This is a genomic window from Nocardia puris (assembly GCF_003315035.1).
Classification (GTDB): domain Bacteria; phylum Actinomycetota; class Actinomycetes; order Mycobacteriales; family Mycobacteriaceae; genus Nocardia; species Nocardia puris.
The window spans coordinates 1-26,617 of record NZ_QNRE01000025.1 but is presented as its reverse complement, the minus strand read 5'-3'; the positions used below and the strand labels follow the sequence as shown (position 1 = coordinate 26,617).

Sequence of the window (26,617 nt, the reverse complement as noted above, 5' to 3'; positions counted from 1 at the left end):
TCGGCCCTGTCGCCGCCTCTCTCCCTCACGCCCTGGGGCCGACCGTTAATGCATCAAAGGCGGAATGTCAAGCATTAGTGAGCAGAAATTCCCGGCAATCCACGATTCCGTAAGATTTACGGTGCCAAATGTCCGGTTTCGCTCACTAGCCGGGCCGTAAATCTTACGGTGCCGAAAACCCGCAGGTCAGAGGGGTGACCGTAAGATTTACGGTTGCGGCCGCGGGGCGCGCCAGGCCGATCGGAGGTGGTAGCGGTGAGGATCTGCGACCACTGCGCCGACGAGATACCGGCCAGCAAACACCGGAGCGCCAAGTACTGCTCGCTGCGGTGCCAGAAGGACGCCGCGAAGCTGCGCCAGCAACCGGCCGCCCCGGTGGTGAAACTGCCCATGGCCGCCGAGCCCGGCGACCCGCTGACCGATCGAGTTCGCGCCGAGCTGGAGGCGGCCGGCCGTCTGGACACGGTGCTGGGCCAGCAGGCTGCCGCCCTGGCGGCAGCGATGGCAGCCGCCGGCGGGCAGGCGATGGCGGCGCTGAGCAGGGAGCTGCGCTCGGTGATGGACGAGGCACTGCGCGGTGCGAAGGCGGAGGTGGACCCGATCGACGAGCTGAAGCTGCGCCGTGACCGCAAGTCTGGCTAAGCGCCGCCTGGACCCGGCCTACTTCACGCACCCCCCGTACGTGGAGTCGTACGGGCCGGAGGTCGCGGACCTGTGCGCCCTGGCGGGGTTCGTGCCGGATCCGGAGCAGGAACTCGGGCTGGACGTGCTGTTCGCGATCCATCCCGATGGTCGGCCGCTGGTGTTCGAGTTCGCCAACATCGCCCCCCGCCAGAACATGAAGTCCGGCCTGCTGAAAATGGCGGTGCTGGGCTGGCTGTACATCACCGAGCAGCGCACGATCGTGTGGTCGGCGCACGACATGACGCCCACCGAGGAAGCGTTTCGCGACCTGGTCGAGCTGATCGAGGGCTGCCCGGCGATGAGCAGGCGCCTGGCGCCCGGCCGGTCGAACGGGATCTACCGCGGCAACGGCGACGAGTCGATCGAGCTGGCGACCGGACAACGGGTGTTGTTCAAGGCCCGCACGACCAAGGGCGGCACTCGCGGCCTGGCGGGGGACAAGGTGATCCTCGACGAGGCGTTCGCGCTGCGGCCGACGCATATCGGCACGTTGCTGCCGACGCTGGCCGCGCGCCCGCATTCCCAGGTGGCGTACGGGTCCTCGGCGGGACATGCGGGTTCGGCGATGCTGCGGCGCCTCCGTGATCGTGGACGCAGGGGCGACAGCGTCTCGCTGGGGTATATGGAGTACTGCGCCCCGGAGGGCGGCTGCGCGGCCGAGGATTGCACGCACGAGTACGGCGAGGTCGAGGGCTGCGCCCTGGATGACCGCGAGAACTGGCGCGTGGCGAACTCTGCGCTGGGTCGGCGGATCACGGTCGAGAAGATGCAGGCGTTCCGCGAGTCCGAGCCGCCTGAGGAGTTCGCCCGCGAGCACATGGGCTGGTGGGAGGAACCACTGGAGGTGGACGAGGTCCCCCCGGTGTTCACCGAGGACCAGTGGACGGCGTGCAAGGACACGACCTCGGCCCCGGCGGATCCGGTGGCATTCGGGGTGTTCCTGGCCCCGGACCGGTCAGCGGCGGCCATCTCGGTGGCGGGGCGGCGCACGGACTGGCGGATCCACTCCGAGATCGTCCCGGCCCGTCGTGGCGGGGACACGCACACGCTGCCGGGCACGCGGTGGCTCGCGCCGCGGCTGAAGGAGCTCGCCGAGGATTTCGGCCCGTGCGCGGTGGCGGTGGCTGGCGCGGCGGACTCGCTGATCACCGCGATCACCGAGGCGCTCACAGAGGCGGGCGTCGAGGTGATCGTCGTGAACGGCATGGATCGCGGTCGCGCGTGCGGGCAATTCTTCGACGCGGTGACCGAGGACCAGCTGCGGCACCTCGGCGACGAGGCCGACCTGATCGCCGCAACGACCGCGACGAAGCGCGAGCTGCGCAACGGCTGGGTGTGGGCGGACGGCACCGACGAACGGCTGGAGGCCGCCACGGTGGCGGTGCACACGCTCATTGACCACGGGCCGAAAGAGCCCGCCGAGACAGAGGTTTGGGGGTTCTGGGAGTGACACAGGTGGCCCTGATCCTGCTGGCGATCGCCGTGTTCGGTGTGGTGTCGGTGGTGGCTGGTGTGGCGGTGCTGGCCGGTGCCGGGTGGGCGCTGGTCGCCGCCGGGGTGCTGGCTATCGCCGCGTCGGTGCTGCTGCTCGATCCGGCGGACCTGCGCAGCCCGCACGCCGCGGGTAAGCGCTGATGGGGTCGCTGATCGCCCGGATCAAGGGCGAGCGGGCGGTGCCGTCGATCACCACGATCGACGACTACGCCGAGCTACTGAACACGTTCAGTTTCAACGGGATTGGCTACGGCTACGGTGGTCTGACGCAGACGCTGGCCGGGCAGACGACCGAGCAGGCGGCGAACACGTTCGTCGGTCTGGCGGGCGCGTACGCGGGTAACAGCGTGGTGTTCTCGTGCATGCTGGTGCGCCAGCTCGTGTTCAGCAGCATTCGGTTCCGGTGGCAGCGGCTGCGCGACGGCAAGCCGTCGGATACGTTCGGTGTGCCGGATCTGGCGATCCTCGAGCGGCCCTGGCCGGGCGGCACCACGCAGGATCTGCTGTCGCGCACCATCCAGGACGCCGATCTGGCGGGCAACGCGTATTGGACGCGGGTGGGCACCGAGATGGTGCGCCTGCGGCCGGACTGGGTCGAGCTGGTGCTCGAGCCGCGGAAGATGGCCGACCGGCCGGGGCGGGTGGGGTACCGGCTGCTCGGCTACGTCTACACCGAGGGCGGGAAGAACTCCGGCGCCGAGCCGACGCCTTTCCTGGCGAACGAGGTCGCCCACTATGCACCGATCCCTGATCCGCTGGCGCGATACCGGGGGATGAGCTGGCTGACGCCGATCCTGCGCGAGATCCAGGCCGATCAGGCGATGAGCCGCCATCAGCGGGCGTTCTTCGACAACGGCGCGACACCGAACATGGTCGTCAAGCACGACGTCAACGCCAGCATGGAGAAGGTTCAGCGGTTCGCCGAGATGATGCAGGAGAAGCACGGCGGCCCGGCGAACGCGTACAAGACGTTGCACCTGTACCCCGGTGCTGACGCCACCGTGGTCGGCGCAAATCTCAAGGACATCGATTTCAAGGACGTGCGCGGCGGCGGGGAAACCCGGATCGCCGCGGCGGCCGGGGTGCCGCCGGTGATCGTCGGTCTGTCCGAGGGCCTCGCCGCCGCGACGTACAGCAACTACGGACAGGCGCGGCGCCGCCTGGCCGACGGCACCGCACATCCGTTGTGGCAGAACATCGCCGGGTCGATCGAGCCGATCATGCCGCGCCCCGGGCGAGACGGTGGGCTGGACGTGCGGCTGTGGTACGACGCGTCGAACGTGCCGTTCCTGCGGGAGGACGAGGCCGACGCCGCCACGATCGCCGAGACCCGGGCGCGCACGATCCGGTCCTACATCGACGCCGGCTACGAGCCCGACTCCGTCGTCGCCGCGGTGGAGGCCGACGACATTCGGTTGCTGGTGCACAGCGGCCTGTACTCCGTGCAACTCCAGAAGCCCGGCGCGGGCGAGAACGCGCCGGAGTCCGGCGACCAGGGTGGCCCCGACGACCCGAGCGAGGGAGATTCCGAATGAACGTCACCGAGATGCGCCGCGCCGAGCGGCCGCCGCTCGAGCAGGTTCTGAGGGAGGCCCCGTTCTCCCTGCGCGCCGCCGCCGATGCGGACGAGGATGACGGGCTCACCCTCGACGGCTACGGCGCGGTGTTCGACCGCGAGACGATCATCGACTCGTGGGAGGGCAAGTTCCGCGAGAAGATCGCCCCCGGCTCGATGAAGCGCAGCTTTCGGGAGACCCCGCCGAAGGTGCAGTTCGATCACGGCCATCACCCGCTGATCGGGTCGATCCCGATCGCGAGCCTGCGCTCGATCAGCGAGGACGTACACCCCGAGCTCGCGCCCGCTGGCGGCGCGCACGTGATCGCCCGGATCTTCGACAACTGGCTGATGCAGCCCGTGCGCGACGCCATCGCCGACGGCGCGATCAACGGCATGTCGTTCCGGTTCAGCGTGGTGCGTGAGGCGTGGGCCGATGCGGATGGCACCCCGATCCGCGACGAGGCGGTGCTCCGCGAGAAGCTGCGACAGACCTGGTACGAGGACATCCCAGACGAGGAACTACTCGTTCGCACCCTGAAGGAACTGAAGGTCCCCGAGGTCGGCCCCGTCGTGTGGCCGGCCTACGCCGAGACCTCGGTGTCCGTGCGGTCCAAGGTGATCGACCTGGGCCGCCTCGATGACCCCGAGCAGCGGCAGCTGCTCGCTCGCGCCGTGTTCCTGGCGGACATGACGCAACCCGATGCCGCGCAGCAACCCACCACGAAGCCGGTAGTCCCGGCTGCGGTAGGGGCGCGCCCGGCGACCGACGCGCAGCGATCCACAGCACCCGCTGTAGGTGAGCGCCCGTCGCCAACACGCGGACAGCGGCCCGTCGATCTGTGGGCCCGCAAGTCGCGTGACGTGCTGCTCGACATCGACCGGAAAGGCAAGAAGTGATGAGTATCGACAATCTGCCCCGTCACCCCGTGACGGGACTGCGTGCCCTCGGCATCGGCCGCCGTGGCCCGATCTGGCCCCAGCTCGGCGGCGACGGTACCGGGGACGGCAACACCGGTGACGACCGGCGCACCGCGCCCACTCTCACCCACTCGCAGAGCGTGAACCGCCTGCGCGAGATCCAGGCCGAGCTCGAGCGGCTCGCCGAGTTCGACGAACTCACCGCCGAGGACGAGCGGTACTTCGAGACGCTCACCGACGAGTTCGCCAACCTCGACAGCCACCGCAAGCGCCTCGAGCGCAGCGCGGAGCTGGCGCGGGTGCGCTCGGCGGCGACCTCGCTGTCGGCGACCGGACTGCGCACCGAGCGCGGCTCGATCGGCCCGGCCGTCGCGGGCAGCGGCGACTACGACCGCGACGCGATCCTCGAGCCCGACAGCGTCGAAGACGCCCGGTTCCGCAACCCGTGGGATCTGCGCGAGGTCCGCACCTTCGGCCGGTCGGTCGAAGAGGTCGGCGTCGAGCTGCGCGCCCGCGCGCTCTCGGCGATCGAGCGCATGCAGGGCGCCAACGATCACGTGCGCGAGGCCGCGACCCGCATCCTGGAGCGGTTCGACGACAAGCGCTCGACCCTGGCCCGGCAGGTGCTCGTCACCTCAAGCCCGGCCTACCTGCGCGCGTGGTCGAAGCTGGCTCGCAATCAGCAGCACCTGCTGACCGCCGACGAGCAGCAGGCCATCAACGAGGTCCGCGGTATGTCGCTGACCGACACCGCGGGCGGGTTCCTGGTGCCGTTCCAGCTCGACCCGGTGGTCATCAACACCGCGGCCGGGTCGAAGAACGACATCCGCCGTTTCGCCCGGCAGGTCGTCGCGACCGGCAACAAGTGGCACGGCGTCTCGGCGGGCAACGTGTCGTGGTCGTGGGACGGTGAAGGCGCCGAGGTGTCCGACGACGCCCCGACGTTCGCTCAGCCGACGATCGATATCTACAAGGCGCAGGGCTTCGTGCCGATCACCATCGAGGCGCTCGAGGACGAGCAGAACGTCACCGCCACGGTGGCCGAGCTGCTCGCGGGCGGCAAGGACGATCTCGAGGCGGTCGCGCTGATCACCGGCAACGGCACCACCCAGCCGAAGGGCATCATCACAGCCCTCGACGGGACGGCCGCCGAGATCGCGCCGGCGACCGCCGAGACGTTCGCCCTGGCGGACGTGTACGGCGTCTACGACGCACTGCCCGCGCGGTACCGGGCGCGTGCGGCGTGGCTGGCGAATAACCTGATCTACAGCCGCATTCGCCAGTTCGACACCGCTGGCGGCGCCGGCCTGTGGACCACGGTCGGCGAGGGCCGCCCCGACAACCTCAACGGCCGACCGGTCGGCGAGGCCGAGGCGATGGACGGCACGATCGACCCCGCGGCCACCGCGGACAACTTCGTGCTGCTGTGCGGCGACTTCAGTCACTACATCATCGCCGACCGCATCGGCATGACGGTGGAGTTCATCCCGCACCTGTTCCACACCGGCAACAACCGGCCGAGTGGTCAGCGTGGTTGGTACGCGCACGCCCGCATGGGTGCCGACATCTCCAACGCGAACGCGTTCCGTCTGCTGAACGTGGCCACCACCGCGTAATCCTTGCGCGTCGGGCGGGCTCCGGTCCGCCCGGTGCGTTGGATTCCAGCGAAGAGAGATGGAGAGATCATGATCCTGCGAGCGCGAGAAGCGTTCTCCTACACCGACCATCACGGCGTGCCGCGCATCGTGCGGCCCGGCGATCTGGTCGAAGACTCCGATCCGGGCGTGAAGGGTCGCGAGCACCTGTACGAGCCTGTCGAGGTCGCGGCCGCACGGTCGTCGGCCGTCGTCGAGCAGGCTACCGCCGCGCCGGGTGAGAAGCGGGCTGTCAGCACCCGCAAGACCGGCGGGACGCCGAAGTCCTGATGGCGCCGCTCGTCTCGGCCACCGAACTCGGGCAGTGGAAACAGCTCGACGCGCTCGATACCGACGCCGCGAACCTGGCGGTGGCGGGCGCGTCGGGCATGGTCCGCGCCTGGTGTGGGGGGTGGTCGATCAGTCAGGAAACCGTCACCGGTGCGGTGCTCGACGGGCCGGGCAGTCGGTCGCTGTGGCTGCCGACTCTGCGGCTGACCGCGGTCTCGTCGGTCGCGGTGAACGGCGAGACGCTCACGGTCGGCACCCAGTACGACTGGACCGGCTACGGCAAGCTGATCCACCGCGGCTGCTGGCCGAACACACCGCGGTCGATCACGATCACCTACACCCACGGCTGGAATCCCGTCCCTGACGAGGTGAAGACCGCGACCTTGATCATGGCCGGGATGCTGTACGACAACCCCGACCTGCTCGCCTCCTACTCGGAGGCGTGGGGCCCGTTCAACGAGTCCCGCAACTACGGCGGGTCGGGCGCGGGTTTGCCGGTGCCGGTGGCCGAGATGCTGGGCCGCTACCAACTGGAGCACGTCGGGTGAGAAGGTTCCGTCTGCGGCATACCGCTGGTCACCGTGTGCACTCCGAGTCCGGGACCGACGCGCACGGCAACCCCATCTCCACCTGGGCGGAACCGGTGCCGATCCAGGCGGTCTGGTGGCCCGCGTCCACCTCGGAACCGCAGGTGGCCGGGCATGACCGGGTGGTGGTGGACATGGTCGCTGTCGTGGCGTCCACGCTGGCGGTGTCCCCGCATGACCGGCTCGTGCTCGACGCCGCCGAGTTCGAGGTGATCGGCGCCGCCCAGAACTGGGACCGCGGTCCCGGCCGGCGGGCGGGCCGGAGGCTGCTGGACCTGAGGAGGGTCGATGGGTGACCGGGTCGACTGGAACCTCGAGGCGTTCCGCCAACTGCGCTCCGCACCTGGTGTGGTGGCAGACCTGGAGCGGCGCGGACGGGCGCTCATGAACGCCTGTGGAGGGGAGGCCGCAGGCTACGTGATGACCTCCGAGCAGGGCGCCCGCAACCCGCAGGGGCGCTGGCAGGTCTCGGTCATCGCAGCCAGCGAAGAGGCGCGGATCGACAACGGGCAGAACAACACTCTGATCCGCAATCTCGGGGCGGCGCGTGGCTGAGGTAGTCGCCCCGCCCGACACCGAGGCCGCCTACGTCGCCTACCTGCTGTCGGCGTTCTCCGGTCGCGGCGAGACCGCGACGGTGGCGACGAAGATGCCGCGCGCCCGCCCCGCGCGGATGGTGCGCGTCCAGCAGGTCGATGTCGACCGCACCACCCGAGGGCATTTCGCCGCCCGGCTGCTCGTGGAGTGCTGGGCGCCCGACGAGGTCGCCGCAGCCACTCTGGCCCGGCTCGCGTACGCGCTGACGGGTGCGCTCGAGGGAGAGGAGATCGGCGGCGTGTTCGTCGCTGATGTCGTCACCGTCGGCGGCCCAGCCAACCATCCGGAGCCCGACGTAGGGCCCCGGTATCAGTTCACCGTCGACCTGCTGGTGAGCGGCGACACCATCTGAAACTTCCCCCGGCAACGGGAGGAATCACGAAATCCATTCGGGGCCCGCGAATCTCCGAAAGGACATAGCCATGGCCGGAGCTTCCGTTGCCAAAATCGGTGTAGGCGCGCCGGACCGAGTCACCGGCGGCATCCTCGTCGCCCCGGCGGGGACCACGCTGCCCACCACCCCCTCGGCGTCGGTGTCGAGCTGGACGAAACTGGGATACGTCGGCGACGACGGCATCCGCCCGTCCGGCACCCGCACCTCCACGGACCTGTTCGACTGGGCAGGCGACCTCATCTACAGCCCGCAGGAGAACCACAGCGCCGCGTTCCAGTTCCGGCTGCTGTCGGCCTGGGACCCCGACGTGCTCGCCGAGGTGTTCGGCGAGGACAACGTGTCCACGGTCGGGTCCCTGACCACTGTGCACGAGACCGGCGAGCCGCTCTCGGTGCATCCGTGGCTGTTCGATGTCCGCGACGGCGGCAAGCGCGGCCGCCTGGTCATCCCCGAAGGGCAGATCACCGCAGTCACCGAAAGCCCGTTCGTCCGCAACGGGCTCAAGGCTTTCGACTGCACCCTGACCTGCTACAAGGACACCTCGGGCAAGAAGGTGTACCGGTACTACGACGACGGCAGCGCCCCCTTGGCGCCGACCATCGTGTCGGTCGATCCCGCCGCTTTCGCCGCCGCTGGTGGCGAGGTCGTCGAGGTCACGGGCACCGGCTTCGTCGGCACCACCGGGGTCACCATCGACGGTGCGGGTGTGGCGTTCAACGTCATCTCTGACACCAAGTTGGCGCTGGTCACCGCTGCGGAGTCGGCGGGCACCTACGACCTGGTCGTCACTAACGCGACCGGCGCGTCCGCGCCGTTCACCGTCACCTACGAGTGACCCCGAACCCCCACGGCGCGCTTACCTCGCGGGCCTCGGCGCGCCGTGGGGCCCTTCTCGCTGGCCCGCGATCACGAAAGGGGCCCGCAACCCATGGCCTGGAAGATCCCCCCACCGGCGGGTGACCTGCCGGAGAACCGGTTCGACTTCGAACTCCCTGACGGGACGGTGGCGAGTGTGCCCAAGTCGGGGTTCGCCTCGCCCGCCGCGCTGAAGTTCATGCGCGAGGTGCCGCCCGACAGGATGCGCGTGGACTACGTGCTCGGCCTGATCGAGGTGTACGACGGCGACGCCGCGCAGAAGCTGCGCGGCGCGGACCTGCACGAGGACCAGATTAACGCGCTGTTCGATGAGTGGGTTCGGGTGTCGAAGATGACGCCGGGGGAATCCTCGGCCTCCTCCAGTTCCTCGAAGGGCACGAGGAGGCGATAGCCGCCGACCTACTCGATCGGGGCCGCAGCATCCACGAGATCGGTCACACGATCTCGTGGATCGAGCTGCGCGCCTGGATCAAACATTCACCTCCGGACTCCCGGCTGACCGCCGAGCTGTGCGCGGAGCTGGCCGAGCAGGCCAAGGGCGAGGACGAACGCACGATTGGCGGGGGGGACGACTCGATGACCATCGCCGAAATGAACGCCTATTTGGGCTGGGATCGGGAGGAGGTGGCGGGTGGCGGTTGAGCTGGCAACCCAGTACGTCTCGCTCACGGTCGAGACCAGCGGTCTCGCCCGTGACGCCGCCCGCGCCTTCGGGCTCGTGGCCGACGACGCGCGCCGTCAGCTCCGCCGCGCCTGGGGCCAGTCCGCCGAGGACATGCGCCGCGCGTTCCAGACCGGCGCGTCGCAGACCTGGCAGAACCTCGGCCAGGACGCACGCCGCGAGTTCGCACGGTCCTGGGACCAGTCGGCCGACGACATGCGCCAGGCGATGCAGCGCGGCGCCAGCCAAGCCGCCGGGGCCGCCGCGGACGACATGCGCCGCGACTTCGGTCAGGCGTGGGGCCGATCCGCCAACGACATGCGCGACGCGTTCCGGCAGGCCGCCCAGCAGGCCGGCAACGACATGCAGGACGCCATGGGCCAGGCCGGCCAGCAGGGCGGTGGGGCAGCGGGCGACGCCGCCGGCCAGGGCTTCGCGGACCGGATCGGCGGCAAGGGCGGACCGATCGCGCAGGCGATCATCGGCGCCGTCACCATCGCCGGAATCGCCGCGGGCGGACTGCTGGTCAAGTCGATGGCCGATGCGATGGGCCGTGAGCGGGCACTCGACCTCACCCAGGCTCAGCTGGGTGTCGACGATGCCACGATGCGGCGCATCGGCGGCGCGGCGGCGCGGGCGTACACCGATGCGTTCGGGGAGTCCGTCGAGGAGAACGTCGACACCGCACGCCGGGCGATCCAGTCCGGCCTGATCGACCCGCACGCCACCGGTCCCGAAATTCAGCAGGTCATCTCGCAGCTGAACGGCGTCTCGGACATGCTCGGCGAGGAAGTGCCCGCTGTCGCGCGCGCGGCCGGTCAGGCGATCCGCACCGGCATGGCACAGGACGCCAAGGGCGCCATGGACCTGTTCGCGGCGGCGGCCCGCAACGGGCTCAATGTCAGCGAGGATTTCACCGACACGATCGTTGAATACGGCACTCAATTTCGTCAGCTTGGGTTGACGGGACCGGAGGCTATTGGCCTGATCAACCAGGCCGTCCGGGCGGGTGCCAGGGATGTCGACACCGCCGCGGATGCGTTGAAGGAGTTCGCGATCCGCACGATGGACGGATCGGACTCCAGCCGCAAGGCGTTCGAGGCGTTGAGCCTGTCCGCCGACGACATGACCGCCCGCTTCACCGCGGGCGGTGGCACGGCCCGCGAGGCGGTCGGCGAGCTGTTCGACGCGCTGCGCCGCCTTGAGGATCCGGTCAAACGCAACGAGGTCGCCGTCGCTTTGTTCGGCACCAAGTTCGAGGATCTCGGCCGCGCGTTCGAGGCGTTCGACGTCGACACCGCCGTCGCTGGTCTCGGGCAGGTGGAGGGGGCTGCCGCCAGTGCGATCGCGACCATGGGCGGCAACGCCGCAACGAGCCTCGAAAGCGCCAAGCGCTCAATGGAAGTCACGCTTCAGGAGCTGGGCGGTGCGCTCGCTCAGGCGTTCGGTCCGTCGCTGGCGAAGCTCGCCGATTGGGTCTCCACTCACCAGCCCGAGATCCTGGGGTTCCTGGGCAAGCTGGTCGACGCCGCTTTCGTGGCGGGCGACGCGATGTTCGCGTTCACCTCGACGAGCCTGCGCCAATTCGCCGCCTTCGCCGAGGGCGTGGGCGGCGCACTGGGTAGCGTACTGGACCCGATGGGAAAGGTGGCCGAAGTGTTCGGCCGCCTCACCGGCAACGACACCGTCGCGAACCTAGGGCGCTCACTCCAGGATCTCGACACCACATTCCAGGGCGCTGCCGACCGGGCGCGGGACATGGCCGATGGCATCGACAACCGTGCCCGCCCAGCGTGGGAGCGGATGCGGCAGAGCGTCGGCGACAGCATCGGGCAAGCCGTGCAGGCACAGCAGATGTTCCGCGCCCTCGGCGACGAGGTGGAGGCGGTGCCCACCGACAAGGGCATCCGCGTCAACACCAACAGCCCCGAGGTGATCGCGAACCTGGAAGCGCTGGGGCTCAAAGTGTCCACGCTGCCGGACGGGCAGATCGAGGTCACCGCGAACACCGCCCAGGGGCAGGCCACCCTCGACGCGTTCATCCAGTCGAATTGGGGCAAGCAGATCCCCGTCGAGATCATGGCGTCCCTGTCCGCGCAGTCGCGGGCGCTGAACGATCAGGTGCAGCGTTCCGGGCAGCAGACCTACTCGCAGGGCTACGTCAGCTATGCCGATGGCGGTATCCGCGAGCCTCAGATCTCCAGTGGCATTCCCGGCGGCATCCTCTGGGCCGAGGCTGGGCCCGAGGCATACATCTCGCTGTCGCCGTCGAAACGGGCTCGCTCCATCCCGATCTGGATGGAGGTCGGGCAGCGGCTCGGACTCATCGCGGCGATGGCCAACGGCGGTGTCGTGGACCGCGCGAAAGCGATGGCGTCCGGCGCGGCGGGCTCGCCGTATCAGTACGGCGGCGTAGGTAACCCCAGCTGGGATTGCTCAGGCATCCAGTCAGACCTGTTCGCGATACTCACCGGAAGACCCACGGGCGTAAGGCATTTCACCACAGAGAGCGACTTCGAGGCGCTGGGATTCCTGCCGGGCATCGGCGGCGAGGGCGACTACTCCATCGGCGTGATGCGCGGCGGCGGTGGCCCGAACAGCCACATGGCAGGAACCCTGCCAGGCGGGATGAACGTCGAGTCGTCCGGCACCGACGGCGTCGAAGCGGGCGCGGGCGCCCAGGGCGCGGCGGACTTCCCCCTGAAGTGGCACCTGCCACTCGGCGGCGATCCAGGCGGCATGCAGTCCCCGGGCGGAGGCGCGCCCAGCGTAGGTAGCCTCGGCGGCAGTGGCCTTGGCGGAGGAAGCGCGCCCGGCGGCGGTGGTGCAGCAGGTGGCGGCGGTGGCTACGGCGGCGGGCAGATCCCGCAGGGCGTGACCCCGGTGTGGGTGGTCAATCTCGGTGGCACCAGCCAGCTCGAGGCGGTCCCGCCCGAGACGAACGCACAGGCCTCTCCCGGCGTACCTGCGGTGGCGCAGCAGGAGGACTGGGGCGCGCGGGCAGCGGGTATCGGCAGCGACTTTCTGAACGCGAACGTGGACTCCCTGCTCGGAGATCTCGGGCTGCGCCGCCAGGGCGGCGCCGTGCAGGCGCTGGTCGCCCAGGTGTTCGACGCCGTCACCAAGGCCATCTCCGCCGAGATGGCCGCCCAGCAGCGCAAGCAGGCGGTCGGCGTGAGCCGGTATGCGGGGAGGCCGGTGTGAGCGGGTTGACGATCATCATCCACGGCTGCGACGGCTCGGTGTGGCACGTCCACGGCGAGGGCGCGGGTGCCGAGGGTGTGTGGTGCGGCAAGGATCAGATCCGGGGGCTGTTCGAGCCGCCGGTGCGTACCGCCTGGGAGTCCGGCGCCCGCCAGATCGGCGGGAAGATGCGCGGCCGCTGGTTCGACCCCCGCGATTTGGACTTGGGGTTCCATCTCGTCGCCGCCCGCGCGCCGGGCGGCGATCTCGAGGCCCTGATGTCGGCGTGGTGGAGCGCATTCGATTTCCGCGAGGACGACTACGACTGGGACGCGAAACTCACCCGTATCCAGGTGATCTCGCCGAAGACGGACCGGTTCCTGGAGGTGCAGCTCCGCCAGCAACGCGAGTTCAACCCCGGCGTCGACCCGCTGAGAAAGGGGCACGCCAACCCCGAGCTGCCGCTGCGGGCGGGGATGCCGTTCTGGCAGGAGCCCCCCGTCACCTCCTCCTGGTCGACCGAGTCGACGAGCGGCGAAGGCGAAGTGCCGGTGTCGAATCCGACGCCGCTGCCGATGTTCCAGAAATGGATCCTCACCCGCGGGGAGTGGACGCTGCCGGACTTCAGCATCGAGGGCCCGAAGTATCACCGGTTCTTCGGCCGCTCCAAGCGCACCGGTCGGGATGACTCCGAGCGCACCATTCTCATGCCGGAGCTGACCGAGCTGCACGGCGGCGCGACCGTCGATCTGGACCCCGACGAGCTGATGGTCCGCGACGCGCACGGCACGAACTTGCTCGGCCAAATGCCCGTGCCGGGAAGGTTTTTCGAGTACGAGATCCCGCCGCACACGCAGACTCTGATGCTTCCGGTGAGCGTCACCGGTGCGCCGGAGGGTGGGGCGATGGCGCAGCTGGTGCAGCCGCGCCTGTGGCCGTTGCCGATCGGGGGTTTCTGATGCCGATCACCGAGATCAACTTCGGGCTCACGCGCGAGGAACAGTGCGAACAGATCTGGCAGGCCACCCGCGAGCGCGCCCGCGCGCAGGAACGGATGCGCCAAGCCGACGTGACGGTGATGCTGTTCGACGCCGAGATGCGCCTCCAGCACCTTGTGCGCAACGAGTACGGCCTCGACCTCGTCCAGCCCTCCAACGACACCGGCACCATCGAGTTGCCGCTGCCCTTCGATTCCCCGGCCGGCCAGTGGCTGTTCGAGCAGCGCGAGCGCATCAACCGCGGCGAGGGCCGCAACGTCAACGTCGTCATCGAGTACTGCGGGTCGCGGATCGGTGCGCTCGCCGAGTACGTCGATCTCGATCTCGACGAGGACGGCGGGCAGGTCCTCACCGTGCGGTTTCTGACCGACATGGAGCGGCTGAAGTGGTATTCGTGCTGGAGTAACCCCTGGTTCCCCGAGTGGATCCAGTGGCCCCAGGTGTTCATGCTCCCGGGCCCGATCCCCTGGGTCCTGTCCGTGATGCTGGACCTCCAGATCCAGCGTGAGAACGCCTCGAGCTGGCTGGTGCCGTCGGACCCCATGGACCCGGACTCACGAGACGACCTCGACCAGTCCGGCTACAGCATGGTCGTCGCCCCGATCAGCTTCGTGGAAGCCATGGCGTCGGGAGCCCTTTGGGGACTTGCGATTTCGAGGTTCAAAAACTTCCACAAGCTCATGCAGCCGATGTGCGACGACGGCGAGATCGCCTGCCAGATCGACGTATATCTGGAGGGCGACCCCGAGCCGTGGCCAGGCGCGAACCTGCGCCACGGCACCCGGATCGTCCGGTTCATGGACCGGTCGGGCACCTACTCCGGTACCAGCCACGGCGGCACGATCTGGGATGGCCTGATCCGCACCGTCGCCGAATTCGTCGACGACATGATCGACGCCGAGCAGGTTCTCGGCGGCGACTTCTCGATCCCGCCCGAGTACTACGACCCCAGCCTGCCGCCCCGGACGCAGAAGCAGCTGCCGTTCGTCGTGTTCCGGGATGGCGAGATATCCGGGCTCGACCGATACAAGTACCGCCAGACCTACAGCAAGGGCGTCCAGGTCGTCACCGGCGGCCACTCGATGCCCGGCGTGAACGAGGGCATCTCGGCCTTCATCCAGATGGTCGGCGATCTGATCGCCGCCGCTGTCGTCATCCCCCCCATTGGCGGCACGGTGGACGCTCTGCTCGCCCCTATCTACACCGATGCGCTGTTGGCCTTCATGAAGGCAATTTCCTTGGCGCGCATGGCATCCCAGGGCTGGACTCGGTACTTCGAGCACTTCGCTGCGGGCGCCGGAAAGGCGTACACCCTCAGCGCGCTGATGGTGCTCCGGGCGGGATTCTGGAAGACCGCCGGCCGCGACAGCGTCCAGTTCGGATTCCGGGACGCCGCGCCGTTCATCATCGGGCAGGCCGGGCACGTGTGGCTCGACGACCGGTGCGGGTTCACCATCCGTGGCGACCGCACCGGCCGCATCTACATGGACCGCGTCTCCAAGGTCCAGCTCACCTGCTCGCGCACCCAGCGCCCGACCTGGACGGTCACGGTCGGCCGTGAGCGCGATATCCAAGACCCTCTCGCCCGCGCGTTCGAGCAGTGGGAAGAGGTGGCCGACGCTCTCCAGCAGCTCGGCGTGTTCTGAGAGGCCCCGCGATGCAACAGAATCCACCGCTCACCCGTCAGCAGCGGCGCGCCCGCGAGCGCGAGCGCGAGACGAAGAAGGCGCACGAGAACAAGGTCAAGTCCCGCCTGGTCGGCGGTCGTGTCGACGGCCGTACGTTCGAGGAGTGGGAGCCGTGGAACGGGACGGGCGTCCCGGTCCGCGAGAACTGCGACTCGGGGAATCCCCGGCAAGCGTTGCTGTGGATGTTCACCGCGATGCCCGGCATGTCCGGCGCACCGCTGATGCTGCCCACGGAGTACTGGGAGATGCAGTCGTGGCGGATGTGGGTGCTCGGCGCCCGCCCCGCTGAGGAGCCCACCCAGAAGTACCAGCCCCCGGCCAGCGTCACCGCGTCCGCGTGGCAGGCGTCGGGGAAGTGGGTGGACCTCGACACCCCCGACCCGGTGCGCAAGACGATGGCCGATCACGTGCGCGAACTGCCACAGCACGTACGCGCCGAGCTGCGCCGCGTCGTGCTCGAACAGTTCGGCGTCGACGATGGTGACCGGCCGGGCCCGCCCGCGATCACCTACACGGTGCGCACGCTCGCCGAGCGGCTGCGCGTCGAGGTGGACGACCTGCTCGAGGTGCTGGCGAACATCGGCGCGTCCGGGCTGCACGCCGACTCTCGCGTCTCGCGTGAGGTGGCCGAGCGGATCGCCGCACAGATGGGCGCGGCGTGAGCACGAGGTTCGATCCCCGCTACCACACCGCCGCCGAGGTGCTGGCCTACCTCGCCACCGCGGACCCGCGCGAGGTCGGACGCGTGCTCGCCGCCGAACGCACCGGCCGGGGCCGGGCCGCGATCCTGTCCCGTTTCCGCGAGCAGCGCGGCGGGCGACACCTGGAGGTGAACGATGGCTGATCCCCTGTGGCTCCCGGACGTGCTGCGCGCGGCCGGACTGGAAGTGCGCGAGCACCCCGGTTGGCGAGATCGTGGGCACGGTGACTTCGGGGCGATCTGGGGTGTGGTCGCGCACCACACCGGCAGTAACCCGCCGTCGAACAATCCGGCGTACATCGCCCAGCACCCATCCCTCGGCCTCGCCTCCCAGCTCCATCTGTCACGTGACGGCGTGTACACGGTGTGCGGCGCCGGGATCGCCTGGCACGCCGGGGCGGGATCGTATCCCGGCATCCCGGCCAACAACGCCAACGCCTGCACCATCGGCATCGAGGCGGAGAACAACGGCCGCGAGGGCTGGGGCAAGCCCCAGTACGACGCCTACGTGCGCGGCGTCGCCGCGATCCTCACGAAACTCGGCAAGGGCGCGGCCAACGTCATCGGCCACAAGGAGTGGGCCGGACCCAGTCAGGGGAAATGGGACCCGGGCGGGATGGACATGAACAAGTTCCGGGCCGACGTGGCGGGGGCGATGAAGGGCCAGCCGCCACAGAGAGGAGAGGGCACCGTGTGGGGCGAGATGTTCAAGAACTTCAAGGGGACTCAGGTCTCGTACGCGACCGCCGTGTACTACATCGACAAGCTCGTCAACGACATCGCCGACCAGGTGACGCGGGGCTGGAAACAGCTGGGCCTCAACGAGAAAGGCGAGCCCCTGACCCTGGTGGACGCCGTGGCCGAGCTGCGGTCCGACGTGGCCGAGATCAAGCGGCTGCTCGCGGAGCGTGAGTCGTGACCCGCCCAACGAACGTCGTGAACCTGGTTCGCGAGCAGGTGCTCGAGCAGATCGAGAGCCGGATCGCCGCCGTGGTCAGCGCCGCCGAGGCCGACGCCAGGCGGCGGCTGGAGACGTTCCTGGCGGACCTGCCCCGCCCGGGTGAGGAGCCGCCCGACCCGCGTGCGGACGCCCGCGAGCGCGCGACCCGTACCGCCCTCCAGGGCGCGCTCGCGACGGTCGTCGTCGCCGTGCTCCTCGCTGCGGGGACGGTGATCGCCGGGGATGGGTTCGATTTCACCTCGGGCGGCGACTGGAAGGCGGTGGCGGGCGCGGCCCTCGCCGCGGCGATCGCGGCGGGAACCGCCTACGTGCAGCGGCTCGTCGCACCTCCGGGCGGGGGTCGCTGATGGCGTGGCTGACCGCCGAAATCATCCAGGCCATCGGCGTCGCGTTCGCCACCGTGATCACCGCGTGGACCGCGCACCAGGCGCGCGAGGTGCGGCGCCTGCGTGAGCGCGTCGAGGAACTCGAGCAGCAGCAGCAGGACGAGCGGCAGCGGTTCCGCGCCGCGGCCAAGGTGATTCGGCAGCTGCGCCGGTACGCCGACGACCTGTGCGACGCGATGCGCCGCGCCGGGCTGGTTCCGCCACCGAGTCCCGTCGTGATCCCGCCCGAACTCGCCGAGGAGATCTGAGGAGATGACAACTCCGAACCTCCCCGGCGAAGACCCGCCCGAGGGCAGCCTCGGCGTCGGGCTGTTCCGCGACCTCCAGGAGATGGAGGTCGAGGAGATGAAGTCCATCATGTCCGGGGGTGTACTCGGCGCATTCGAGCACACCCAGGAGAAATTGCACGACGAGTACAACGTGCCGATCTCGGAGCGCCCGACTTTCACTCAGACGCCGATCAATACGGCGATGTGGACAACGATGGATCCGCGCGAACACGCTACCGTGCCGCGGTCCCAGCTCATCCATGGCACCGCATCGCAAACCGGGTCGTCGTCGTCATCCAGCACGCATGTGCACAACCTGAACCGCATCCCAGATTATCAGCCAGCCGGCAACAACGCGGATTGGGCGGAAATCGGATTCATTCGCATTCAACGGGATGCGGACCTGAGATACGTCGGATTCATGACGGGCGATTCGGCCACGTTCCTAGGGATAAACGCCGCCTATCTCGGCGTCTACTCCGTGAATCAGGATACCGGGCTGTTGACGCTGCTCACGCCAACTCTGGCGGCCATGGACATCCAGGACCTGGTGACCGACCAGAACACCGAGACCCGATTTGACCTGGGCATCACCATCGAGGCGTCGCAGGATGAGGTTTATGCCGTCGCGCTGCTCCAGGACACGACCGCAATCCAGACCGCCGCGAGCCTGATGTGCGTCCGAATAACGGACCTTAACCGGTACGACAGCGGGAAGTACCCGCGTCGGCCATACTGTTACGCGGGTCCGTCGCCCCTGTCGGCGCTGCCGTCGACGATTTCGGCGGCGAATCAGCACTGGGACAGCAGCACCAAGCTGCCATTCTTCTATCTGCGGGAATTGTGATGGCCGACAAACTCGCTCGCGTCAAGGAGTTCTTCTACGGCGTCGTCATGGACGGGTTCGGACAACGCCGTCATATCGGCATGGACGAGCAACCTGACGACGTGAAGTACATTCACAACAAACTGGTGCCCGCCCTGTACGCGGCGATCAAGGCCGACGATCCCGAATTCGATCCGCAGGCACAGTGGTTCGACCAGCCGCCCGCACCACCCAGCGAGGCGGGTGACACCGGCGCGGTGCGCTGGTTCGTGGAGATCCAGGAGGCGTTCAAGGCGCAGCTCGAGCTGACACCGGACGGCACCCGGTCGCCGCTCTACATCCGGCTGTTCAAATCGTCGGCCCAATACGGATGTTTCCTCGACGACCTCACCGCCGCTCTGCGTGCCGACGACCCAGACTGGAGGCCGTGATGACCGTGATCAGCGACTCGATCGAGTCGATCGGCGGAGCCGACGACACGACCTCGATCTCCATCGCCTCGCCGGTGCTGCGCGCCGGCCACGAGGGCGGCGTCATCACCCGGCGCCCGCTGGAGCTGCGGGCCGTCGACGGTGTCCTCACCACACCGGATCTCGATCCCGGCCCGGCCACAGTCCGGATCGGGGTGCGCACCTACCTGATCGACATCCCCGACAGCGGCACCCCGGTCGAGCTGTGGCCGTTGATCGAGGCAGGGCTCCCGGTCCCGCCCGAGGAGGAGGCGACTGCGGTGCGCAACGGCGGCGGGGTGGCGCGGATCCAGCGGCTCACCCAATCCGCCTATGAGTCGCTCGCGACTCCCGATCCCGAGACGCTCTACGTCGTCATCGAAGACTGAAAGGCCCCCCATGATCACCTATGTGTACCCCCGCTTCCAGCTGTCCGCACTGTCGGGAGAGGTCAATCTCGCCACCGACGATCTGCGGATGGTACTGCTCACCTCCAGCTACACCCCCGACCTGGATGCACACCAGCACTACGACGACTTGTCCGGCGAGCTGACCACAGCCGACGGGTACACCGCCGGCGGGCAGGCGCTGACCGGAGTGTCGCTCGCCTACGATTCCGCCACCGACACGGTATGGCTGGACGCGAACACTGTCGTGTGGGACCCGTCGTCGCTGACAGCGCGTTACGCCGCACTGGTAGACGCGGAGACCGGCGTGGCGGCGACCAGCCCGCTGATTCTGCTGTGGGACTTCGAGGAGAACAAAACCTCCGACAACAGTGAGTTCCGGCTCGACGTGCACGCGACGGGTCTGCTGCGGGTGGTAGCGAACCCGGCATGACCCTGTGGTCACGCGGGGAGGCCCCCGCGTTCATTCGCCTCGGCGAGCAGAGCGTGCTCCGTATGCACCTGGGCGAGGAGCTGGTGTACGACGGCACACGGCCGGTGGTGCTCGTCGCACTGCCCGGCGTCCTCGAGGCGCTGGCGCCGGTGTCCACCCTGCGTGCTGGTCTCGCGCTCACGCTCCCGCCGGGCGTCGCCGCGACGGACGCTCCGGCGAGCACTGTCGGTGCTGGGGTGGCCGCGTCACTGGGTGCCGCCGCAGTTGAGGCTGTCGCGCCGACAGCGAGTCTCAGCGCGGGCACCGCGCTGGAGCTGACGCCCGGCGGCGCTGAAGCGCTCGCGCCGAGGGGATCGTTCGGCGGCGTCGCGCTGGAGCTGACGCCGGGCGTCCTCGATGTTCGTGCGCCAGTCGGCGCGATGGGAGCCGGGTTCGCGCGGGAAATGCCGCTCGGCGCGGTTGAGGCTGTCGCGCCGACCGCGAGTCTCAGCGCGGGCGTCGCGTTCGAGCTGGCGCCCGGCCAGGCCGAGGCGATCGCCCCCATCGGATCTGTCGAGACGCCCACGTTCGACCCGTCCGGGATGAACAAGTCCGGAACCCAGTCCGTCACGACCTCCTACGCGCAAGTCAATAACTGGACCGCCGACACCGCCAACTACCCAGGGTCAACCGTCTCCGGCCACGCCCTCGTCGCGCAGGGCAGCAAAGCGGACGCGACCGTCGCGGCCAGCGTCGTGATCGCGAACAGTAACTTCTCGAATTTCACCGCGACCTTGCGTCTCTACCGCAACGGGGACCTGCTTCAACAGGGCTCACCGGTGACAGTGCCAGCGACCAAATCCGCGACCGTCACCGTCACCGCCACTCCGGTGGCGGTGACCTCCGGCGACCTCATCACCCTCCAGGTGATCGGCTCGGGCACCCCCATGACCCTCCAGGCGGGCGGATGGGTCCGCATCACCTGACCGCCGCACGAAACGCAAAGCGCCCCAGCCTTACTCGGCTGGGGCGCTTTCGTCGTTTCAGAACGGGTACTCCCATCCTCCGTCTTCGGTGGGATTGAACACCAGGACCCCGGTCGGGCTCGGCGAGTCGAGGGTGACGGAGAACCGGTACCTGCTCCCCGGCGCGAGGTCCTGCGGCCAGTCCGCGCCGTGGCAGATCAGCGCGGCCGAGGTGTCGACATCCTCGCGCGTGAAGCCCTCGGCGTCGATGACTTTCCAGTTGACGGGGTGGAATCCGTTGAGGACCAGGCCCGGTGGGTATGCCGGGGATGTTTCGGCCTCGATCGACGCGACGACGAAATGACCCGCCTCGGGCGGGTCGGTGAATTCTCGCGTGCAGGGTGCGTCGACGGTGATGCCGGTGACGGTCCAGGAGAGCACCGGCGCCTCGCCGGGCTTGCCCATCCCCGCCTCCTCGCCGATCTGCTTGACGAGGTTGCCGCGCGGCGACTTCGCGGGCGCCGCTGCTGTCGTCGTCGGGGCTGTGGTCGCCGCGGTCGTCGTCGGCGTGGCGGCGTCCGGCTCGGGCGATTCGTCACCTCCGCACCCAGTGAGCAGCAGCAAGACGGCGGCGAGGGGCGCGAGCGCGGCGCGAGTCATGGCTCCATGATCGCCCACCCTGCCCAGAGTGTTACGTCCGCCCAAGTGTGCCTCGCGCGTTGATCACGCGTCCGGCTCGGACGCGGGAGATTCCCCACAGCCGCGCCACCTCGGATTGGCTGGTCCGGTCGGCGATGGCCGTCCAGGTCGCGCGGCGGCAGGCGGCGGCAGTGGACGTGAGCGCGCGGATGCGTTCGTCCAGGATGGCGAGCTGGTCGGGCTGATCCTCGGTCGGGGCGAGGTCGACCGGGTCCAGGTCGGCTAGCCGGTCCGCCTGATCGGCGAGCCAGCGGGCCTGCTGGGCGAGGGATTCCCACGGGGTGGGGGTGGGCTCGGGTTCGGTGCCGAGCGCGGTCATGGGGTCGTGCATGGTGGCCTCTCAAGGGCAGAATGAGGGGCGGGGACCGGGGCGCTACCTTCGCTCCGGTCCCCGCCCGTGTCGGTCAGTTGCCGGTGAGGGCCAGGTCGTGGTCCTCGATGATGCCCCAGAACTCGCCCTCATCGAGGGCGTCGATGTCGTAGCCGCCGGTGGCCTCGTAGATGGCGTCGACGATGCCGTCGATGTCGTACTCGTCGCGGGTGGCGACGTCGGTTCCGGCGGATTCGATGGCGGTGATGACGGCTTCGCGGGCGGTGAGGTTGGTGTGCATCGGGGGGGCCTTTCGGGGGTGGTTGCTTGCTGACAACACTAGTGTAAACCCCCCCGTTTACATTACGCAAGTGGTTCCCCGAAAATTCCTATCCACGCAGCTCAGCCCCAGTCCGACGGCCAGAAGATCATGGCCACCACCACCGCGACTGGGATGGCGATCACCGCCGCGAGACCCACCGTCATCCAGCTCACCGCTGCACCCGCGACGGGCGGGTGTGCCCGGCGCCGTACCCGCTGTAGGGTGCGCGGCCCGAGGGCGTGATGAGGTCGGCGACGCCGCCGATCGACCGGCCGCTCTCCTGGATGTGCTTGAGCCCGGGTACCGCGACGGCGTGGACGCCGAGGGTGTGCACGGTCTCAAGGAGTCGCCAGCACCACCACGGGCGCTCCAGAATTCGGTAGGTCATCACGTCGACCAGGTCGAGCTTGTGATCGTCGGCGAGCCGACGGACGAGGTGCCGGTCGGCCTCCAGGTCCGTGGTCAGGTCCAGGCAGATCAGGCCGAGCGCGTCGCGTGTGCCCACGGCACCTCCTGTCGCTGGGCGGCGAGAGCGGCGGCCAGGGCGCCGAGGACTGTCGACATCGCCGGGCGGGTGGCGGTGCGGGGCGGGGCCGACCAGCCGGTCACCTCCGAGTGGCCGGGTAGCGGGAGCAAGGCGCCGGTGTCGAGGATGCGCGCGCCGGTCGCGGTGATCGCGGCGAGTGCGGTGTCGTCCAGGTCGGTGGGGTCGTGGGCGCCGGTGAGGATGGTGACCCGCTGGATGGGGTGCCACATGGTGGGGGCGGTGATCCGCCAGGACGACAGGCGGTCGCGGACGCGGTACCCCCAGTACTCGGGCATGGTGATGGCGCGGAGGTTGCCGCCGATGGTGGCGATGATGCGGCCCTGGCTGTCGGCGTGGACGGGCAGAGCAGCGACGGTGCGAAGGTAGTGGCAGGTGCCGAGCGCGTCGGCGGAAACAGCGGACATGTGGCCCCCTGGTCGCGGTCCGGTAGGACCCCGGCACCGGTCGCACGTCGGTGGGCGCACGCGGATGAGGGAGGCGCGTGACCCGGTGCCGGGGTGTCCCTCACGCTACGACCGTGTGAACAGGCGATTGTTCGATGTTTGTTCGATACGAACACAGGTAGTCTCAGGGGATGCAGTCCGGAGATTCTGTCGGCGCGCGGATCGCGCAGTGGCGCAAGACACGCGGCCTCACCCAACATCAGCTCGCGACGGCGGCGAACGTGTCGCGGTCGATGCTCGCACAGGTCGAGCGCGGCCACAGCTCGGCGTCCTCAGTCTGGATCGGCGCCGTCGCGCGCGCGCTCGGTGTGGACGCCTCGGTGCTGAACGGCGCGGAGCCGGAGCGGCGCGAGCTGGATGTGGTGCCGATCCTGCGCCGGACGCTGGCCGCGACCGACCTGATGGACCCGTCCCTGGAGCCGATGCCGCTGGATGAGCTGCGCAGGGTGTCGGCGCAGGTGGCGCAGTGGCGGCGCGACACCCAGTACCGCAAGATCGCGGCGGTGCTGCCGGACCTGGTGGACGGGCTGCTCGTCTCCGGGGCCGAGCACGGCGAGCCCGCCTACGCGCTGCTGACCGACGCCTACCGGGCGGCGAACACCGTCGCGCACAAGCTCGGGTACGCGGATCTGTCGCTGACGGCGACCGAGCGGATGGAGTGGGCGGCCACCCGCTCCGGGGATGCGCTGCTGCTGGCCACCACCCACTACGTGAAGGCCGCGACCCTCGCCAGGATCGGTGCCGTCCCGGCTGCGTTGCGGCTGCTGGTGCGGTCGATGGCCGACCTCGAGCCGATCGTGGACGACGACGCCACCGCTGCTGCCGTGTACTCCATCCTCCACATGCGGGCCGCGACGATCGCCGCGGCGACCGGGGACGCCGACACCGCCCGCACCCACCTGGCCGAGGCGCGGGTCCTCGCGAGAGGCGTACCGGACGGCACCGTGTACGGGACGCCGGTCGGGCCCGCGAACGTACGCCTGTACGAGCTGTGCGCGGAAGTGGACCTCGGGGAACCGGGGCGGGCGTTGGAGGTGGCGCGTGGGACGAGGCTGCCGGCGGGGATGGCGACCGAGCGGCAGGCACAGTACTGGCTGGACACAGCCCGGGCGCATCTGCTGGCGGGTGATCCGGATGCGGCGATCAGTGCGCTGGCCGAGTCCCGCATGGTGGCGCCGGAGCATTTCCGGGCATCGTCGGCAGTGCGGAACATCATCACGACGACAGCGACGCAACAGCGGCGGGCGTCGGACACGCTGCGCAGCCTGGCGAACGCGGCGGGTATCGCGGACTGAACCGACCGGGTGGTCGTATCGGTGAGAGGTATGCGGCGTTTCGCGACCAGCGGTGGCACGCCGATGCTATACAGGTTCGCTACCGACAGATCCCGATCTGGCTCGAAGGGATGCGTTGACCAGACCGAAACACCCTGATAAGGACCTCGAGAAGCTGATTCGTGACCTTGAGGCTGCACACTGGACAGTGCAGAAGAACACTTACTACCGCGCAAGCTGCCCATGCGGGCAGCACCTGAGATGGATACACTGCACACCTTCCGGTCCGAACTACGCCAAGAGGTGGAGGACGTGGCTGGAGAACCAAACATGCTGGGATGGGCAATGACTACTACTTGGTACGTAGAGTTCTCGGCTACGCCGCCGACGGGGGTAGATCGGCCTCAGCTGGAGGAGCACCTCGAAGCGGTGCTGGTTGAGCTGGACAAGCTGGACGGCGTCACCGACGCTGACGCGTTCGTGGACTACAGCGAGCCGCGCGTGGTGTTCTCGATGGCAGTGCGAGCGGCCGACCACACCGGCGTGGTCGGCCAGGTCGTCTCATCCATGCGGACCGCGATCCATGCGGCGGGTGGCGGCACGAAGGGATGGGAGAAGGTGGCCGAGAGGATGTCAGCCGTTTCTCGGTACGACATCCGCCGGGAGGACGTTCCTGTGTGACCCACACTCTCTAGGAAGACACCCGAGCCCTTTGACTTCCTCCCGGCCGTGAACGGCCGGGCTTGCGCCGGTAAGTGGTCGGTCAGGGTTGCCTACACTGTCCTCGGGGAATCCCCTGCTCGTGCAGGGGGCCCCGCACGGAAACACCCCCCGGCCTGATTCCAGCAGGCCGGGGGGTGTTTCCGTGCGGTCAGGCTGCGGCGATGACGGCGGCGCGCACGGCGTCGCGCTCGACGGCGCAGTAGACCTGGGTGGTAGCAACGCTGGTGTGCCGCAGGGCGTCCCGCACGGCGAGGATGTCGCGAGTCGCACGCAGCGCTCGGGTGCCGAACCGGTGCCGGCACTTGTGCACCGTAAACGGCTCCTCGCCCTCGTCCTGGTACGCCTGTAGCGCCTCCCCGCACAACTCCCCGACCCGGCGGGGGGACAGGTGGCCGTCGATGCGGCCGGGGAACAGCCACCCTGTGCGGGTGGCGTCAGGGTCGAGGGGCGAGTGCCCCTGGGCGCCCTGGGCGATTCGGCGGCCGAGGTCGTCGGGCACCGGGACGGGCGCGACCTTGCCGCCCTTGCCGTGGACGATCAGGGAGTAGCCCTCGTCGTCCTCTACGAGGTCGCGGCCGACGTGGATGCGGGCGATCTCCGCTCGGCGGAGCCCGAGTTCGCCTGCGAGCCGCAGCATCAGGGCGACGCGGGGGACGGCGGCGGCGACGGCGGGCCGGTAGATGCGGTCCGGGACGGGCCGGGGCTTCGGCCGGGCGGCGGAGATGTGGGGGAGCTTCGCGGCGGCGTCCTCGGTGACGACTCCGGCGGCGATTCCCCACCGCCAGAACGATCTTGCGGATGCACGCCTGCTGCGGCGTGTCTCTGTGGCCCACGCCTTTTCGCCCGCCCAGGACACCAGCGCATCGCCGGTTATTGTGGCGGGACCGTCCGGTCCGACCTCGCGGGCGATCTGCTCGAGGTCACCGACGCGGCGGGCGATGGTGGCCTCGCTGCATCCGGCCGCGCGGAGGTGCAGTTCGTACTGCGTCAGGGGTGCAATCCAACTAGATGGTACGGGTAATCTCATCCCACGATTTTTGCGGACTGTTTGCGGGCGCGTCCTCAAATCGATGCCCCCGCAACATGCCGGTTATCACCTTGTGACGGTTGGGTTTCGGGGACATTGGCGGACTCGAGACGCCACGTCCCCACCGCGACGAGGCTGCGCACCAATGTGAGGTTCATGCCGCTGCCACCCTCCGAGGCAGCGGGCGGCGGTGCAGCGGAACGATGTTCGCGCCGCTCCCGGACTCGGCCAGTATGGACCAGAAGGTTGGGAGTTCGAGTCTCTCCGGGCGCACTTCACCCTCAGACCCCCCGTTCGGACCTCCCGGACGGGGGGTTTCGTCGTGTATGCCCAA

General features: G+C 69.1%; 35 protein-coding genes. 29 read left to right on the top strand and 6 right to left on the bottom strand.

Annotation, left to right across the window (positions count from 1 at the left end; translation table 11 throughout):
- Positions 1-255 precede the first annotated feature (255 nt).
- The 27 genes from DFR74_RS33355 (at position 256) to DFR74_RS33225 (ending at position 20,959) form a co-directional block, all read left to right on the top strand.
- The gene (locus DFR74_RS33355) at positions 256-642 is read left to right on the top strand and encodes a hypothetical protein (RefSeq protein WP_067507984.1); all 387 of its coding nucleotides are present in this window, start codon (positions 256-258) and stop codon (positions 640-642) included.
- Entirely contained in the window at positions 623-2,134 is a 1,512-nt protein-coding gene (locus DFR74_RS33350; RefSeq protein WP_198161717.1) for a hypothetical protein, read from the top strand. The genes DFR74_RS33355 and DFR74_RS33350 overlap by 20 nt, the downstream gene beginning before the upstream one ends.
- Complete coding sequence (locus DFR74_RS33345) at positions 2,131-2,319, top strand: hypothetical protein (RefSeq protein WP_067507983.1); 189 nt, start codon at positions 2,131-2,133, stop codon at positions 2,317-2,319. The genes DFR74_RS33350 and DFR74_RS33345 overlap by 4 nt, the downstream gene beginning before the upstream one ends.
- Positions 2,319-3,713 carry a phage portal protein gene (locus DFR74_RS33340; protein ID WP_067507981.1) on the top strand — a complete coding sequence of 465 codons (1,395 nt, stop codon included), beginning with the start codon at positions 2,319-2,321 and terminating at the stop codon, positions 3,711-3,713. The genes DFR74_RS33345 and DFR74_RS33340 overlap by 1 nt, the downstream gene beginning before the upstream one ends.
- Positions 3,710-4,633 carry an HK97 family phage prohead protease gene (locus DFR74_RS33335; protein ID WP_084537511.1) on the top strand — a complete coding sequence of 308 codons (924 nt, stop codon included), beginning with the start codon at positions 3,710-3,712 and terminating at the stop codon, positions 4,631-4,633. The genes DFR74_RS33340 and DFR74_RS33335 overlap by 4 nt, the downstream gene beginning before the upstream one ends.
- A complete protein-coding gene (locus DFR74_RS33330; protein ID WP_084537510.1) occupies positions 4,633-6,270 on the top strand; it encodes a phage major capsid protein in 1,638 nt (545 codons plus the stop codon). The genes DFR74_RS33335 and DFR74_RS33330 overlap by 1 nt, the downstream gene beginning before the upstream one ends.
- Before the next feature lie 69 nt (positions 6,271-6,339).
- Positions 6,340-6,579: a hypothetical protein gene (locus DFR74_RS33325; protein ID WP_067507979.1), complete on the top strand. Its 240-nt coding sequence runs from the start codon at positions 6,340-6,342 to the stop codon at positions 6,577-6,579.
- Complete coding sequence (locus DFR74_RS33320) at positions 6,579-7,127, top strand: hypothetical protein (RefSeq protein ID WP_067507977.1); 549 nt, start codon at positions 6,579-6,581, stop codon at positions 7,125-7,127. Before DFR74_RS33325 ends, DFR74_RS33320 begins: the two co-directional genes overlap by 1 nt.
- Positions 7,128-7,162: 35 nt before the next feature.
- Positions 7,163-7,462, top strand: a complete 300-nt coding sequence (locus tag DFR74_RS33315) for a hypothetical protein (protein WP_067507975.1) — start codon at positions 7,163-7,165, stop codon at positions 7,460-7,462.
- Positions 7,455-7,721: a hypothetical protein gene (locus DFR74_RS33310; protein ID WP_067507974.1), complete on the top strand. Its 267-nt coding sequence runs from the start codon at positions 7,455-7,457 to the stop codon at positions 7,719-7,721. The genes DFR74_RS33315 and DFR74_RS33310 overlap by 8 nt, the downstream gene beginning before the upstream one ends.
- Positions 7,714-8,115, top strand: coding sequence for a hypothetical protein (locus DFR74_RS33305; RefSeq protein ID WP_067507971.1), 402 nt, complete (start codon positions 7,714-7,716; stop codon positions 8,113-8,115). The genes DFR74_RS33310 and DFR74_RS33305 overlap by 8 nt, the downstream gene beginning before the upstream one ends.
- Positions 8,116-8,185: 70 nt before the next feature.
- A complete protein-coding gene (locus DFR74_RS33300) occupies positions 8,186-8,992 on the top strand; it encodes a phage tail tube protein (RefSeq protein WP_067507970.1) in 807 nt (268 codons plus the stop codon).
- 177 nt (positions 8,993-9,169) lie between these two features.
- On the top strand, positions 9,170-9,424 hold the full coding sequence (locus DFR74_RS33295; RefSeq protein WP_170160847.1) for a hypothetical protein: 255 nt from the start codon (positions 9,170-9,172) through the stop codon (positions 9,422-9,424).
- Positions 9,346-9,675, top strand: coding sequence for a hypothetical protein (locus DFR74_RS33290; RefSeq protein WP_067507966.1), 330 nt, complete (start codon positions 9,346-9,348; stop codon positions 9,673-9,675). Before DFR74_RS33295 ends, DFR74_RS33290 begins: the two co-directional genes overlap by 79 nt.
- Complete coding sequence (locus tag DFR74_RS33285) at positions 9,665-12,898, top strand: phage tail tape measure protein (RefSeq protein WP_067507964.1); 3,234 nt, start codon at positions 9,665-9,667, stop codon at positions 12,896-12,898. The genes DFR74_RS33290 and DFR74_RS33285 overlap by 11 nt, the downstream gene beginning before the upstream one ends.
- Positions 12,895-13,836, top strand: coding sequence for a hypothetical protein (locus tag DFR74_RS33280; RefSeq protein ID WP_067507962.1), 942 nt, complete (start codon positions 12,895-12,897; stop codon positions 13,834-13,836). The genes DFR74_RS33285 and DFR74_RS33280 overlap by 4 nt, the downstream gene beginning before the upstream one ends.
- Entirely contained in the window at positions 13,836-15,521 is a 1,686-nt protein-coding gene (locus DFR74_RS33275) for a Gp37-like protein (protein WP_084537509.1), read from the top strand. Before DFR74_RS33280 ends, DFR74_RS33275 begins: the two co-directional genes overlap by 1 nt.
- An 11-nt stretch (positions 15,522-15,532) precedes the next feature.
- Entirely contained in the window at positions 15,533-16,225 is a 693-nt protein-coding gene (locus tag DFR74_RS33270; protein WP_067507960.1) for a translation initiation factor IF-2 N-terminal domain-containing protein, read from the top strand.
- Positions 16,222-16,407 (top strand): hypothetical protein, encoded by a 186-nt coding sequence (locus DFR74_RS33265; RefSeq protein WP_067507958.1) that lies wholly within the window; start codon positions 16,222-16,224, stop codon positions 16,405-16,407. Before DFR74_RS33270 ends, DFR74_RS33265 begins: the two co-directional genes overlap by 4 nt.
- Positions 16,400-17,182 carry a peptidoglycan recognition protein family protein gene (locus DFR74_RS33260; protein ID WP_084537508.1) on the top strand — a complete coding sequence of 261 codons (783 nt, stop codon included), beginning with the start codon at positions 16,400-16,402 and terminating at the stop codon, positions 17,180-17,182. The genes DFR74_RS33265 and DFR74_RS33260 overlap by 8 nt, the downstream gene beginning before the upstream one ends.
- Entirely contained in the window at positions 17,179-17,571 is a 393-nt protein-coding gene (locus DFR74_RS33255; protein ID WP_147266022.1) for a hypothetical protein, read from the top strand. The genes DFR74_RS33260 and DFR74_RS33255 overlap by 4 nt, the downstream gene beginning before the upstream one ends.
- Positions 17,571-17,858 (top strand): hypothetical protein, encoded by a 288-nt coding sequence (locus DFR74_RS33250; protein ID WP_067507954.1) that lies wholly within the window; start codon positions 17,571-17,573, stop codon positions 17,856-17,858. The genes DFR74_RS33255 and DFR74_RS33250 overlap by 1 nt, the downstream gene beginning before the upstream one ends.
- A 4-nt stretch (positions 17,859-17,862) precedes the next feature.
- Positions 17,863-18,726: a hypothetical protein gene (locus tag DFR74_RS33245; protein ID WP_067507952.1), complete on the top strand. Its 864-nt coding sequence runs from the start codon at positions 17,863-17,865 to the stop codon at positions 18,724-18,726.
- Positions 18,726-19,136: a hypothetical protein gene (locus DFR74_RS33240; RefSeq protein WP_067507950.1), complete on the top strand. Its 411-nt coding sequence runs from the start codon at positions 18,726-18,728 to the stop codon at positions 19,134-19,136. The genes DFR74_RS33245 and DFR74_RS33240 overlap by 1 nt, the downstream gene beginning before the upstream one ends.
- On the top strand, positions 19,136-19,543 hold the full coding sequence (locus DFR74_RS33235) for a phage upper tail fiber protein (protein ID WP_067507948.1): 408 nt from the start codon (positions 19,136-19,138) through the stop codon (positions 19,541-19,543). Before DFR74_RS33240 ends, DFR74_RS33235 begins: the two co-directional genes overlap by 1 nt.
- 10 nt (positions 19,544-19,553) lie before the next feature.
- On the top strand, positions 19,554-19,994 hold the full coding sequence (locus DFR74_RS33230; protein WP_067507946.1) for a hypothetical protein: 441 nt from the start codon (positions 19,554-19,556) through the stop codon (positions 19,992-19,994).
- Complete coding sequence (locus DFR74_RS33225) at positions 19,991-20,959, top strand: hypothetical protein (protein ID WP_067507944.1); 969 nt, start codon at positions 19,991-19,993, stop codon at positions 20,957-20,959. Before DFR74_RS33230 ends, DFR74_RS33225 begins: the two co-directional genes overlap by 4 nt.
- 57 nt (positions 20,960-21,016) lie before the next feature.
- On the opposite strand, the gene DFR74_RS33220 is transcribed toward DFR74_RS33225, so the two are convergent.
- From DFR74_RS33220 to DFR74_RS33200, 5 genes are all read right to left on the bottom strand, one after another.
- Positions 21,017-21,598, bottom strand: a complete 582-nt coding sequence (locus DFR74_RS33220) for a hypothetical protein (RefSeq protein ID WP_067507942.1) — start codon at positions 21,596-21,598, stop codon at positions 21,017-21,019.
- 31 nt (positions 21,599-21,629) lie between these two features.
- The gene (locus tag DFR74_RS33215) at positions 21,630-21,968 is read right to left on the bottom strand and encodes a hypothetical protein (RefSeq protein WP_067507941.1); all 339 of its coding nucleotides are present in this window, start codon (positions 21,966-21,968) and stop codon (positions 21,630-21,632) included.
- A 73-nt stretch (positions 21,969-22,041) separates the two neighbouring features.
- A complete protein-coding gene (locus tag DFR74_RS33210; RefSeq protein ID WP_067507938.1) occupies positions 22,042-22,248 on the bottom strand; it encodes a hypothetical protein in 207 nt (68 codons plus the stop codon).
- A gap of 190 nt (positions 22,249-22,438) precedes the next feature.
- Positions 22,439-22,774 carry a hypothetical protein gene (locus DFR74_RS33205; RefSeq protein ID WP_067507936.1) on the bottom strand — a complete coding sequence of 112 codons (336 nt, stop codon included), beginning with the start codon at positions 22,772-22,774 and terminating at the stop codon, positions 22,439-22,441.
- Positions 22,747-23,220: a hypothetical protein gene (locus DFR74_RS33200; protein ID WP_067507934.1), complete on the bottom strand. Its 474-nt coding sequence runs from the start codon at positions 23,218-23,220 to the stop codon at positions 22,747-22,749. Before DFR74_RS33200 ends, DFR74_RS33205 begins: the two co-directional genes overlap by 28 nt.
- Positions 23,221-23,390: 170 nt before the next feature.
- On the opposite strand from DFR74_RS33200, the gene DFR74_RS33195 reads away from it, so the two are divergent.
- Both DFR74_RS33195 and DFR74_RS33190 read left to right on the top strand, forming a co-directional pair.
- Positions 23,391-24,554, top strand: coding sequence for a helix-turn-helix domain-containing protein (locus tag DFR74_RS33195; RefSeq protein WP_067507932.1), 1,164 nt, complete (start codon positions 23,391-23,393; stop codon positions 24,552-24,554).
- Between the two features lie 324 nt (positions 24,555-24,878).
- Positions 24,879-25,214: a hypothetical protein gene (locus DFR74_RS33190; RefSeq protein WP_113975396.1), complete on the top strand. Its 336-nt coding sequence runs from the start codon at positions 24,879-24,881 to the stop codon at positions 25,212-25,214.
- 190 nt (positions 25,215-25,404) lie between these two features.
- Here the strand turns inward: DFR74_RS33190 and DFR74_RS33185 are convergent, their stop codons facing one another.
- Complete coding sequence (locus DFR74_RS33185) at positions 25,405-26,283, bottom strand: tyrosine-type recombinase/integrase (RefSeq protein WP_067507928.1); 879 nt, start codon at positions 26,281-26,283, stop codon at positions 25,405-25,407.
- Positions 26,284-26,617 lie beyond the last annotated feature (334 nt).